At 66.8% G+C, this 12,031-nt stretch carries 10 protein-coding genes; 1 reads left to right on the forward strand and 9 read right to left on the reverse strand.

The window, feature by feature from the left end; translation table 11 throughout:
- Window positions 1–45: 45 nt before the first annotated feature.
- From G0Q01_RS01140 to G0Q01_RS01150, 3 genes are all read right to left on the reverse strand, one after another.
- A complete protein-coding gene (locus tag G0Q01_RS01140; protein ID WP_164196947.1) occupies window positions 46–2,199 on the reverse strand; it encodes a malate synthase G in 2,154 nt (717 codons plus the stop codon).
- Between the two features lie 290 nt (window positions 2,200–2,489).
- The gene (locus G0Q01_RS01145; RefSeq protein WP_164196946.1) at window positions 2,490–4,301 is read right to left on the reverse strand and encodes an ABC transporter ATP-binding protein/permease; all 1,812 of its coding nucleotides are present in this window, start codon (window positions 4,299–4,301) and stop codon (window positions 2,490–2,492) included.
- A gap of 177 nt (window positions 4,302–4,478) precedes the next feature.
- Window positions 4,479–5,789, reverse strand: a complete 1,311-nt coding sequence (locus G0Q01_RS01150; protein ID WP_164212945.1) for a LysM peptidoglycan-binding domain-containing protein — start codon at window positions 5,787–5,789, stop codon at window positions 4,479–4,481.
- Window positions 5,790–5,895: 106 nt separating this feature from the next.
- On the opposite strand from G0Q01_RS01150, the gene G0Q01_RS01155 reads away from it, so the two are divergent.
- Window positions 5,896–6,447, forward strand: a complete 552-nt coding sequence (locus tag G0Q01_RS01155; protein ID WP_164196944.1) for a TIGR00730 family Rossman fold protein — start codon at window positions 5,896–5,898, stop codon at window positions 6,445–6,447.
- Between the two features lie 92 nt (window positions 6,448–6,539).
- Here the strand turns inward: G0Q01_RS01155 and G0Q01_RS01160 are convergent, their stop codons facing one another.
- The 6 genes from G0Q01_RS01160 to G0Q01_RS01185 form a co-directional block, all read right to left on the reverse strand.
- The gene (locus G0Q01_RS01160) at window positions 6,540–6,995 is read right to left on the reverse strand and encodes a host attachment protein (RefSeq protein WP_164196943.1); all 456 of its coding nucleotides are present in this window, start codon (window positions 6,993–6,995) and stop codon (window positions 6,540–6,542) included.
- Between the two features lie 23 nt (window positions 6,996–7,018).
- Complete coding sequence (locus G0Q01_RS01165; protein WP_164196942.1) at window positions 7,019–7,246, reverse strand: hypothetical protein; 228 nt, start codon at window positions 7,244–7,246, stop codon at window positions 7,019–7,021.
- A 183-nt stretch (window positions 7,247–7,429) separates the two neighbouring features.
- Window positions 7,430–8,335: a fructose bisphosphate aldolase gene (locus G0Q01_RS01170; RefSeq protein WP_164196941.1), complete on the reverse strand. Its 906-nt coding sequence runs from the start codon at window positions 8,333–8,335 to the stop codon at window positions 7,430–7,432.
- A 102-nt stretch (window positions 8,336–8,437) separates the two neighbouring features.
- Window positions 8,438–9,796, reverse strand: coding sequence for a cytochrome P450 (locus G0Q01_RS01175; RefSeq protein ID WP_164196940.1), 1,359 nt, complete (start codon window positions 9,794–9,796; stop codon window positions 8,438–8,440).
- Complete coding sequence (locus G0Q01_RS01180; protein WP_164196939.1) at window positions 9,793–11,043, reverse strand: hypothetical protein; 1,251 nt, start codon at window positions 11,041–11,043, stop codon at window positions 9,793–9,795. Before G0Q01_RS01180 ends, G0Q01_RS01175 begins: the two co-directional genes overlap by 4 nt.
- Before the next feature lie 94 nt (window positions 11,044–11,137).
- Window positions 11,138–11,890 (reverse strand): cytochrome c biogenesis CcdA family protein, encoded by a 753-nt coding sequence (locus tag G0Q01_RS01185; protein WP_164196938.1) that lies wholly within the window; start codon window positions 11,888–11,890, stop codon window positions 11,138–11,140.
- Between the last annotated feature and the right edge of the window lie 141 nt (window positions 11,891–12,031).

A 12,031-nucleotide genomic window follows, 5' to 3' on the forward strand; every position in this document is an offset into this window, starting at 1 on the left:
GACCGCCCCCTCGCGCTGGCGCACATCACAGGCGCCATGCCCTGATCAGCCCGCCTTCAGCTCCAGCCGGCGCTTGTGCAGCACCGGCTCGGTGTAGCCCGAGGGCTGTACCCGGCCTTCGAAGACCAGGTCGCAGGCGGCCTTGTAGGCCACGGAGTCGAACCCCGGCGCCATCGGGATATAGGCCGCATCCCCGGCGTTCTGACGGTCCACCACGGCGGCCATCTTCTCCATAACGCCGCGCACTTCGTCGGTGGAAACCACGCCGTGGTGCAGCCAGTTCGCCAGATGCTGCGAGGAGATGCGGCAGGTGGCGCGGTCCTCCATCAGCCCGACGTCGTGGATGTCCGGTACCTTGGAGCAGCCGACACCCTGGTCGACCCAACGCACCACGTAGCCAAGGATGCCCTGCGCGTTGTTCTCGATCTCCTCGCGGATCTCCTCGTCCGACCAGTTCGCCCCGGCGGCGACCGGGATGGTCAGCAGGTCCTCGAGCGTGCCGCGCGGACCGCCCGCGGCGATCTCGGCCTGGCGGGCAAGCACGTCGACCTGATGGTAGTGCAGCGCGTGCAGCGTGGCGGCGGTGGGCGACGGCACCCAGGCGCAATTGGCCCCCGCCTTGGGATGGCCGATCTTCGCCTCGAGCATGGCCTCCATCAGGTCGGGCATGGCCCACATGCCCTTGCCGATCTGGGCCTTTCCGCGCAGCCCGCAGGCGAGACCGATATCGACATTGCGATCCTCGTAGGCGGCGATCCACTTGGTGCCCTTGATGTCGCCCTTGCGCAGCATCGGGCCCGCTTCCATCGCGGTGTGCATCTCGTCGCCGGTGCGGTCGAGGAAGCCGGTGTTGATGAAGGCGACGCGGTTCTTCGCGGCGCGGATGCACTCCTTGAGGTTGGCCGAGGTGCGGCGCTCCTCGTCCATGATCCCGAGCTTCACGGTGTATTGCGGCAGGCCGAGCGATGTTTCGACGAAGCTGAAGATCTCATCGGCGAAAGCCACTTCTTCCGGCCCGTGCATCTTCGGCTTCACCACGTAGACCGAGCCTTCGATCGAGTTGCGCGGACCGCTGTCCTTGGCCAGATCGTGCTTGGCGATGAGCGTGGTGATCATCGCGTCCATCAGCCCCTCGAAGATCTCCGAACCGTCCTTGAGCAGGATCGCCGGGTTGGTCATCAGGTGACCGACGTTGCGCACCAGCATGAGGGCGCGGCCCTTCAGCACCAGCTCCGAGCCGTCCGGCGCGGTGTAGCTGCGGTCTGCGTTGAGCGTGCGGGTGACCTGTTTGCCGCCCTTCTCGAAGGTGTCCGACAGGTCGCCCTTCATCAGGCCGAGCCAGTTGGTATAGGCCAGCGTCTTGTCTTCACCATCGACGCAGGCGACCGAGTCCTCGCAGTCCATGATCGCCGAGACCGCGGATTCCATCAGCACGTCCGCCAGCCCCGCGGCGTCGTCCTTGCCGATGAAATGGGTGCGGTCGATGATCAGTTCGACGTGCAGCGCGTTGTTGACCAGCAGCACTGCTTCCGGGGAGGCCACCTCGCCACGGTAGCCGGCGAATTGCTCGGGCTTGGCAAGCGGCTTGCCCCCCACCAGCAGCGCGCCGCCCTCGACGGCGTAGCCCGCCGCCTCGGCGTGGCTGCCGCCCGCGACCGGGAAGTTCTCGTCGAGGAAGGCCTTGGCCTTGGCGACGACCTCCTTGCCCCGCGCCGCATCGAAACCACCCTTCGGCGGCAGCGAGCCCATGGCGTCGGTGCCGTAGAAGGCATCATAGAGCGAGCCCCAGCGCGCGTTGGCGGCGTTGAGCGCATAGCGCGCGTTGGTGATCGGCACCACCAGCTGCGGGCCGGGCACTGAGGCGAACTCGGGATCGGTGTTCTCGGTCTCGATATCGAAGTCCGGCCCCTCGGGCAGCAGGTAGCCGATCTCCTCGAGGAAGGCGGTGTAGCTCGGCAGGTCGGGCACCCCGGGGTTGGCCTTGTGCCAGGCGTCGATCTGCGACTGCAGATCGTCGCGCTTTGCCAGCAGCGCCGCGTTGCGCGGGCCAAAATCATGCGCCAGCTGCGACAGCGCCGCCCAGAAGGCATCCGCCTCGACGCCGGAGCCCGGCAGGGCCTTTTCCTCGACGAATGTGCAGAGCACCGGGTCGATCTGCAGGCCCTGGCGATCGATGCGGGCGGACGTGCTGGCAGTCATGGGAACTCCTCCTTCGGAATCTTGGTCATGTCACGTTTAGGAAACAAGTTTCCGATAGGCAACAAGGGTGGTCAAAAATTCTAACCAAAATACGCAGCTCACCCTTCGGTGGGCCAGACCTCGGCCCCCCACCATGCCTCCGGTGCCCATTTCTCTGGGTGCAAAGGATAGGCAAGGGCCGGCGCAACCGCCAAGTCCAATACGGAAATCACCGGGCGCCAGAAAATGAAAAGGGGCGTATGCTTGCCGCATACGCCCCTTGTTTGATCCGTCCGGCAGGCCCGCTGCGCTCAGGCCGCGCGCTCCTCGGCCTGCTGCAGTGCCCAGAGTTGCGCGTAGCGCCCGGCGCGGGCGAGCAGCGCCTCGTGGGTGCCCTCCTCGACCACCTCGCCCTTTTCCAGCACGACGATGCGGTCGGCATCGGCGATGGTCGACAGGCGGTGCGCGATGGTCAGGACCGTCCGCCCCTCGCCTGCCCGGCGCAGCGCGGTCTGGATCGAGGCCTCGGTCTCGGTGTCGAGCGCCGAGGTCGCCTCGTCGAGCAGCAGGATCGGCGGGTCCTTGAGCAGCGTGCGGGCAATGCCGACGCGCTGCTTCTCGCCGCCCGAGAGCTTCAGGCCGCGTTCCCCGACCATCGTGTCGTAGCCCTCGGGGAGCGAGCTGATGAACTCGTGGATCTGCGCCGACTTCGCCGCGGCGATGACCTCGGCCTCGGTGGCGTTGTCCTTGCCGTAGGCAATGTTGTAGCGGATCGTGTCGTTGAACAGCACCGTGTCCTGCGGCACCACGCCGATCGAGGCGTGCAGGCTGTCCTGCGTCACGTCGCGCAGGTCCTGCCCGTCGATGCGGATCGCCCCGCCCGAGACGTCGTAGAAGCGGAACATGAGCCGCCCGATGGTGGACTTGCCCGAGCCCGAGGGTCCGACCAGCGCCACGCTCTCGCCCGCGCCGACGCTGAGCGAGATGCCCTTGAGGATTTCCCGCTCGCGGTCGTAGCCGAAACGCACCTTGTCGAACTGCACCGCGCCGCCGCCAACGTGAAGTGCCGCGGCACCGGGCTTGTCCGAGACCTCGGCGGGCTGGTCGAGCAGGTCGAACATCTGGCCCATGTCGACGAGGCTCTGGCGGATCTCGCGGTAGACCGTGCCGAGGAAGTTGAGCGGCATGGTGATCTGGATCATGTAGGCGTTGACCATGACGAAATCGCCCACAGTCAGGCTGCCGTTCTGCACCCCCATCGCCGCCATCACCATGACCGCCACCAGCCCGAGGTTGATGATCAGCGCCTGGCCGAAGTTCAGCATGGCGAGCGAGGTCGCGGTCTTCACCGCGGCATCCTCGTAGCCCTCCATGGCATGGTCATAGCGCGCCGCCTCGCGATGCTCGGCGTTGAAGTACTTCACCGTCTCGAAGTTGAGCAGGCTGTCGATCGCCTTCTGGTTGGCGTCGGTGTCCTGCGCGTTCATCTTGCGGCGCAGGCGCACGCGCCATTCGGTCACCGCGAAGGTGAACCAGACGTAGAGCGCGATGGTCACCGCCACCACCGCTAGATACCACACGTCGAAGAGCCAGAAGAGCACGATGCCGACAAGCAGAAGCTCGAGCACCAGAGGGCCGACCGAGAAGAGCATGAAGCGCAGCAGGAAGTCGACGCCCTTGACCCCGCGCTCGATGATCCGGCTCAGCCCGCCGGTCTTGCGGGTGATGTGATAGCGCAGCGAGAGCTTGTGGATGTGGGTGAAGGTTTCGAGCGCCAGCTTGCGCAGCGCGCGCTGGCCGACCTTGGCGAAAACCCCGTCCCGCGCTTGCTGGAACGCGGCGTTGAGGATGCGGGCCATGCCATAGGCGAGCGTCAGCCCGACCGCGCCCAGAAGCAGCGTCGGGGCCTCGCCGCCCAGCCGGTCCACCGCCTGCTTATAGAGCATCGGCGTGCCCACGGCGATCAGCTTGGCGGCGACCAGCATCAGCAGCGCGATCACCACCCGGCGCTTTACCCAAGGTTCGCCCTCGGGCCAGAGATAGGGCGCGACGCGGCGCATGGTCCGCAACGCGGAACGGCGTTCGGCGTCTTCGACGGCGGTCTGATCAGTCTCGGGAGGCATGGCTCGGCTCTCTTGGCTTGGCGGATCATGCCCTTATCGCGGCCACCGGCCGAAGGCCATAGGACCGGAGCGCACAGGCTCCTGTGCGCGCCCGGCTGTGGTTTCGAGGGCAGCGTCGGAACCCCTTTGAGGAAACCCGGCTGCCGCGCTTTCCACAACCGAGCTCAGCGGCCGCGATCACTCGGGAAAGGCAAAGACCTGCCCCGGGTAAATCAGGTCGGGGTCGCGTATCTGCGTCTTGTTGGCCTCGAAGAGCCGCACGTAGGCCGTGCCGTCGCCGTAGCGTTCGCGCGCGATGGCCCAGAGCGTGTTGCCGGGCTGGACGGTCACCGCGGTGACCTCCTCGGCTCCCGGCAGCTCGGCGGCGGCTGCGGCAAGCTTCTCGGGCGGTTCGCGGCGGAACGGGCTCTCGGCGCGGGCCGAGACCTTGCCGCCCGCGTCGATCTGGTCCACGCGCAGCGTGTAGGTGCCCGCCGCGATCTGCGGCAGCGCCACCTGCCAGCGTCCGTCCGCGGCAACCTGCAGCGTGGTGACCTCGCTGTTGTCGAGGTAAACCCGCAGGAAGGCCTCGCCGCTGCCGCGGCCCGAGAGCGCGACGCCGCCCTCGTCGTCGTAGGTGATCGCGTCTATGGCCACGCCGCCCGGCGCCATGGCCTGGGCGCTCTGCATCACCTCGACACCGCCCGCATCCTGAAGCAGCACGGTAGGCGCAGCCTGCTCCTGACGGCCGCCGGTTTCAACCGAGGCAAGCTCGGTGCCCTCACCGGCCTCGGTGCCCTCCTCCGCCACAAGCGGCGGTGCGGGCGGGGTGAGGATCACTTCCTGCCCCGACTCTATCTCCTGGCCATTGAGGCGCATGAGCAGACGCAGCACCTGCGGATCGGTCGCGGCGGGAAGATCGAAGAAGGCGGCGAAACGCCCGTCGCTTCCGACGGGGCTCGTGAGCTCCTCCTTGCCGTCGAGCAGCAGGACGACCTCGCTGCCCGGCTCGGCGCGGCCCGCCACGGTCACCAGCCCGCCGGGCTCGGCGCGGACGAGGTCGAAGCTGGGCACGGCCGGTCCGGCTGGCGCATCGGCGCTGCCAGCGGTGACCTCGGTGCTCGGCGGCTCCGTCACGCGCGTCTCGCCCTCGGCAGGCGCGACCATCGCGATCTCTGGCTCAACCCCCGGCTCAAGAGCAGTGGGCTCTGCGCCATCGGCATTTGGGTCCGCGGGCTTGCCCTGTTCGGTAACGGAGGGTGCGGCGGCCTCGGCGACCTCCTCCGGACCGGATGCAGGAGCCTCTGCGGTTTGCTCCGGCGCTCCGGCTGGTGCGCCAGTTGCCGGGGCGGTATCCTTGGTTTGAGACACGGCGGGCTGTTCGGTCACCGGCATCACGGCCGGAAGGCTCCATTTGGTGGGTTTCGGTCCGATCACCCCGCTTAGGTAGAGCGCACCGGCAACAGCCGCCGCACCCACGCCGATCCAGACCCAGAGTTTCTCGTTCATCTCGTTATCCCACACACGGCGCTCCACCCATCCACATGAGCGCGGTTGAGAACCTATAACAATCCCGTTATCACCCGTCAAAACAGCATTTTTTTGGATTATCCACATGACCGCCAGATCTGTCTGCATTTATTGCGGCTCGCGCCACGGTACTGCATCCAGCTACGCCGCCGATGCCAAATTGCTCGGCACATCCATTGCACAACAAGGATGGCGACTTGTCTATGGCGCCGGCGACGTCGGGCTGATGGGAGAGGTCGCGCGCGCCGCGCAGGAGGCTAACGGGGACACGTTCGGGGTCATCCCGACGCACCTTCTGTCGCGCGAGGTGGGCAAGACCGACCTCACCCGCTTCGTGATCACCGAGACCATGCACGAGCGCAAGAAGGTCATGCTGATGAACGCCGACGCGGTGGTGCTGATGCCCGGCGGCGCGGGCAGCCTCGACGAGTTCTTCGAGGCGCTGACATGGCGCCAGCTCGGGTTGCACGACAAGCCGATCGTGATGCTCGACACCGAGGGTTTCTGGCGGCCGCTGAAGGCGCTGCTCGACCACGTCGTCGCGCAGGGCTTCGCCGATGCCTCGCTTCTGGACTTCGTGCACTGCGCGGAGAGCCCAGAGGGGGTGATGGAGATCCTCGCGCGCGAGCTGGCCTGAGGCGGCACGTGAGAAAAGGCGCTTAAAGCTCTGACAAAAAAGGAAACGCCGCCCCATTGGAGCAGCGTTTCGCAGTCGATCTAGCGGCGCGATCAGGCCGGCGCAAATTCATCGCGGAGCAATTTCTCGATCTTGTCGAGCGGATGGTTGGTCAACGTCTTGTCGACTTCGGCCACGACCTTGTCGGCGACTTCCTTGTGCAGCTTGGCACGCAACTCGCCCAGCGTGGCGGGCGGAGCGACCACAACGATGCGCTCGAAACGGCCTTTGTGGGCCAGCTTATAGAGGATGTCCGCCAATTCGTCGGCGAAGCGTTCCTTGGCCAGTTCGTGCCAGTCGGTGTCATCCAGCGCCGACTTCTGGCCCGGCCCGCCGTCGTTCATCCTGCCGGGCCGATTGGCCGATTGCTCTCGATCCGAGGGGTTCTCCTGGGTCTCGATGCGCACGACGTTCAGGTCGGGATCCTGCTCGTCCACGTCGTTGCGCAAGAACAGCGCTTTTTCGCCGTCCGCGACCAGAACCCAGGTGCCATTGGTGAGAATCGCCATCGTGTTTCCTCCTTGGGGTCTCTTCAGACCTTTTCCTTGTCGCCGCTTTTGTCCTGATCCTGCGCCAGTGCGCGCGTTGCGCCGGCAGAGGTCTCATCCACGCGCTTTTCCTCGTCGCGCGTGCCGACCTTGCGGGCGATCTCGCCGCCCTTGCGGCCCTGCTGCGCGGTGGCGCCCGGCGTGACCGGCTGGCCGTCGAGGAGTTCTGCGGTTTCGCTGCGCCCGTCCTGCGATCTCTTGCGTTCAGACATGGGGTTCTCCTTTGCATCTGTATCCACAACGCAAGGATGTGCGTCCGCGTTCCACCCGCAGCACCCGGCAGGGCTCACACCCGGTCACGCCCGCGGGGGGCCAAACGACAACACCCGGCCCCTCTGGAAGAGGCCGGGTGTGCTTGGCCCGTCCGGGCCGCTCGCGATCGGGCGCTCAGCAGCTCAGAGCGACGCCTGGTAGATCTTGTCGATGTTGCTGCCCAGAAGCGCGTTGAACTCATCGTCCGACTGCTTCTTCGACAGGCCCTCGGCGAGCGCGCGGCTGAAGGAGGCGATCATCTTGCTGTTCTTCGACAGGCGCTCGCAGGCATCGTCGGTGGTGTAGCCGCCCGAGAGCGCCACCACGCGCACCACGCGCGGATGATCGGCGAGACCGTCGTAGAGACCGGCGATCGAAGGGATGGTCAGCTTGATCATCACGTCCTCACCCTCGTCCAGCGTGTCGAGGTGCACCTTGAGCGCCGCCTCGAGCATCTTCTCTGCCTCTTCCTTGCTTTCGGAGTGAATGTTCACCTCCGGCTCGAGGATCGGCACCATGCCCGCGGCGATGACCGCGCGGCCGACTTCGAACTGCTGCGCAACCACGGCCTCGATCCCTTCGGCATTCGCCTCGTGGATCACCGAGCGCTCCTTGGTGCCGAAGATGCCGAAGTTTTGCGCCGCGTCGCTCAGCAGCTCTTCAAGCCCGGGCATCGGCTTCATCACCTGCACGCCGTTTTCCTGATCCGCCAGACCCTTGTCGATCTTCAGGAAGGGCACGACGCCGCGCTTTTCCCAAAGGTACTGGGCGGTCGGGAGCCCCTCGATCTCGCCGCGCATGGTGCGCTCGAAGAGGATCGCGCCGAGCACCTTGTCATTGGTAAAGTCGGGGGCAGTGATGATGCGCGTGCGCATCTTGTGGATCTCGCCGTACATCTCGGCTTCGCCGTTGTATTCGCTCTCCTCGACGCCGTACTGAAGCAGCGCTTTGGGGGTCGAGCCGCCGGACTGGTCGAGCGCGGCGATGAAGCCTTTGCCGTGCGCCATCTGGTCTTTTTGCTTTGCAAAAACGGCCTTGTCCTGTGCCATGGAGGATCCTCTGTAAGATCGTTAAAATCGGGTTACCAAAGGCTTAGCCCAAGCCGCGGACGTTGGATAGATCGAAGCCGAGCTTTAACGCTACCATTAGCGCTAGCGGGGCGAGATGCGCAGCCATATGCCGTCGCGCGCCCGCACCGTGAGAAAGGCGACCGGCTCCGGGGTCTTCCCGGGCACGATCTCCAGCTTCAGGTCGCGCAGGATCAGCGAGAGCAGCAGCACCCCCTCGACCATGGCAAATCCCGCCCCGGTGCAGACCCGCGGCCCCGCGGAAAACGGCATGTAGGCCTCGCGCGCGCAGTGCTTGCCATTGGCGGTGCCCCAGCGGGCCGGGTCGAAGCCGTGGGGATTGTCCCAGAGCCTTTCGTGCCGGTGCTGGTGCCAGGGGCTGAGCACCACCTGCGCGCCCGTTGGCAAATCGCGATCTCGAAATCGCTCGGGACAGGTGGTTTCGCGCACCATCATCGGCACCGGCGGGTAGAGCCGCAGTGCCTCGCGGAAGACGTCGCGCGAGAGGCGGAGCTTGGCGATATCGGCAAAGTCCGGCGTGTCGCCGAGCGCCTGCGCCTCCGAAGCGAGCCGCTCCTGCCAGTCGGGATGCGCCGCCACCAGCCAGAGCGCCCAGGCCAGCGCCGAGGCCGAGGTCTCGTGCCCGGCAAGAAAGAAGATCGCCACCTGGTCGACCATCTCCGAGGTGTTGAAGCGCGCGCCGGTCTGCGGGTCGGCGGTGGTCATGATCTTGGTCGCAAGATCATCTGGCGCGCGGCCCGCGGCGATCTCGGCCTGCCGCGCGGCGGTCAACCCGGTGATCAGCCCCCGGATGCGCCGCGCCGCCGATCGCGTCGAGCGGCGATGATACCGCGGCATCCAGCGCGGCAGCGGCAGGAAGGCGGCAAGGTTCAGGATCGGCTGCGTGCGCTGGTAGGCGCGAAACTCGTGGAAAACCTCCTGCGCCACCGCGTGCTCGATCGGCAGCGAGAAAAGCGTGCGGAAGATCACGTCGGCGGCGGCGTGGCTGGTGTGTTCCTCGATCTCGACCTCGGCCCCCGCGCCGACCTCTGTCTTGAGCCGCGCCAGCGCCGCCTGCGCCGCCTGCCACATGGCCGGATAGGTCTCCTTCAGCCGTCCGCCCTCGAAGGCCGGGTCGATGATCCGGCGCTGCCGCTGCCAGGTCTCGCCGTTGGTGAGGAACACTGAATTGCCGAGCAGCGGCTTCAGCCCCTCGGCGATGCGCCCGGACTTGGGGAAGTCCATGGGCCGGTCCCTCAGCACGGTCCTCACCAGCTCGGGCTGGTTGATCATGTAGGAGCGGAAGAAGGGCGTGCGGAACTCGGCCATCCATGCCCGGTAGAGTCGGGCGGGCTGCGCCGACAGAAGGTCGGCCCGAAAGAGTTTCAGATAGCGCAGCAGCGAGACCTTGTCGGGACGGGACTTTGGCTTGGGGGGGATCATGAGGCGCGGGTTCCGGAGCCGGCGGGCTCGGTGGACGCAAACCGATTGACCGGTGTCTCCAGTCGGCTCGCCGAGGGCGGGCGCTGCGCGTAGCGCGCCGCCAGCGTCATCGGCCCGGCGGTGACGCGGAAATAGTCGTAGTCCAGCGGCGCGTCGAAGGCGCAGAGATACTGGAAGTGCAGCCGGAAGAAGCGCCAGCGCAACTCCTTCCAGCGCGCCGGGCTGAGCGAGCGGGTGAACTGCGCCGAGAAGACCAGCGGCCAGTGCTTGCCCTCGGGCGCCACACCCGAGACCGCCACCGGATCGCAGAGCGCAAAGGCGCAGCCATCTCCGGGCGCGGTGACATCGACCCATGTCAGTTCGGCCCGGGTCGAAAGATAGGCAAGGTCCGCCCGCAGCCGCCACGCCCCGCGCAGGAAGGAGACCATCGGCACCACCTGCCCGAGGCTGAGGAAGGCCAGCTTCGGCCCCTCGTCGGACACCCTGCCCGATCGGATCAGATCGGCAAGGACCGACACCGCCAGATGCGCGCCCGAGCTGTGGCCGACCACCAGAACCTCATCGACATTCTCGCGCAGCGCCATGGCGATGGTCTTGCCGAACTGCGCCATGCGGGCTTCGAGCTCGGGCGGGATCGCCCCCCGGTGACGGGCGGAATAGGCATAATCGTGCATGAGGTAATAGGCGAAGAGCTTGCCGTCCTTGCGCTGGAACCAGCGCAGCAGCCCCCAGATCGCCGCCAGCGCCAAGCCGCCACCGAGCGGCCGCGCCGCAGGACCGATCCAGGGCGCGCCGCGCACCGCCAGCGCGTATACCGCCCATCCCGCGCAGAGCGCCAATGCCAGTTGCAGCAGCAGCATCCCCACCGGGTAGAGCGCCGCGATCACCGGCCCCTTGCGCAGCCGCATCAACCGGAAGAGCGCACCGGTAGAGATATACTCCCACGCCGTGAACAGAAGTTGCAGGTAAGTCGCGGGCACGGAATTCGACATGCTCGACCGGACGATGTCGGACCAGACGAGCACCTCGACATCCGCCGCGACCTGCGCCCCGTCCATCTCGGCCTCGACGTGCCAGCCATAGGCGCCGCCGCCGGTCTTGGGGCTCAGGGACAGCGCATAGCCCGAGATCGCTGCCTGCGCCGCGCCCTCCTTGCGGTAGAGCTCGCGGTAGCGGCGCGGGTGAATGGGATCGTAGCCGGGGATGTAGAACACCCGCCTGCGCGCAACCCTGTCGCTGTCCCTCATACCGGTGCCCTCGTTCCCCTGCCCGGACGATGCCCGCGGCGGGCGCCAAGGGCAAGATGGTGGTGAAACGAGGCGGGGCGGGTGTGGCTCGGGATCAGCCGAGCTGGCCGAGCGCCGGGAAGGTCTCGAGAAGCCAGAAGGAGAAGGCCGAGAAGGCGCCGGTCAGCAGCGCGAGGCCGACAACGATGAGCAGCACGCCCATGACCCGCTCGATGGTCTTCATGTGGCGCTTGAGCCGGTTCATCAGCCCCATGGCACGGCTCAGGAAAATCGCCGCCAGCAGGAACGGCAGCCCCAGACCGAGCGCGTAGACACCCAGCAGCAGCGTGCCCCGGGCGACCGAGGCCTCGGTCGCGGCGAGCGACAGGATCGCGCCGAGCTGCGGGCCGATGCAGGGCGTCCAGCCGAAGGCGAAGGCGAGGCCCAGCAGGTAGGCGCCAAAAGCCGAGCCGCCCGCCTCGCCCGCGTCCAGCCGCGCCTCGCGGTCGAGGAAGGGAATGCGGAAGACATGCAGGAAATGCAGTCCGAAGACGATCACCACCACACCCGAGATCCGCGCCAGAAGGATCTGGTTCTGCAAGAAGAAGGTGCCGAGCCAGGAGGCGGTGAAGCCCAGCAGGATAAAGACCGTCGACAGCCCCAGCACGAAAAAGAGCGCCGCTATGAAGGCGCGCCAGCGGGCGCTGCCTCCGGCCTGCATCTCCTGCAGCGACACGCCCGACATGAAGGCGAGATAGGGCGGCACGATGGGCAGAACGCAGGGGCTCAGGAACGAGATAACCCCCCCGAAAAGCGCCACGATCATGGCAGGGAGCAGGCTTGCGTCGATGATCTCGATTCCGAACATGCCCTCCGAATAGGCGATCAGGCGCGCCTCGTCACCCGGCAGCGCCTCACGTCTGCGTTCCCCGTCTGAAATGATGTGCGCGGGCCACGCCCCGCCCGCGCCGCCTGCCCCGCGAGCGACGGTTCCGAAACGCAAAACGCC

It is taken from the genome of Salipiger sp. PrR007 (assembly GCF_010499845.1).
Classification (GTDB): Bacteria; Pseudomonadota; Alphaproteobacteria; order Rhodobacterales; family Rhodobacteraceae; genus Salipiger; species Salipiger pacificus_A.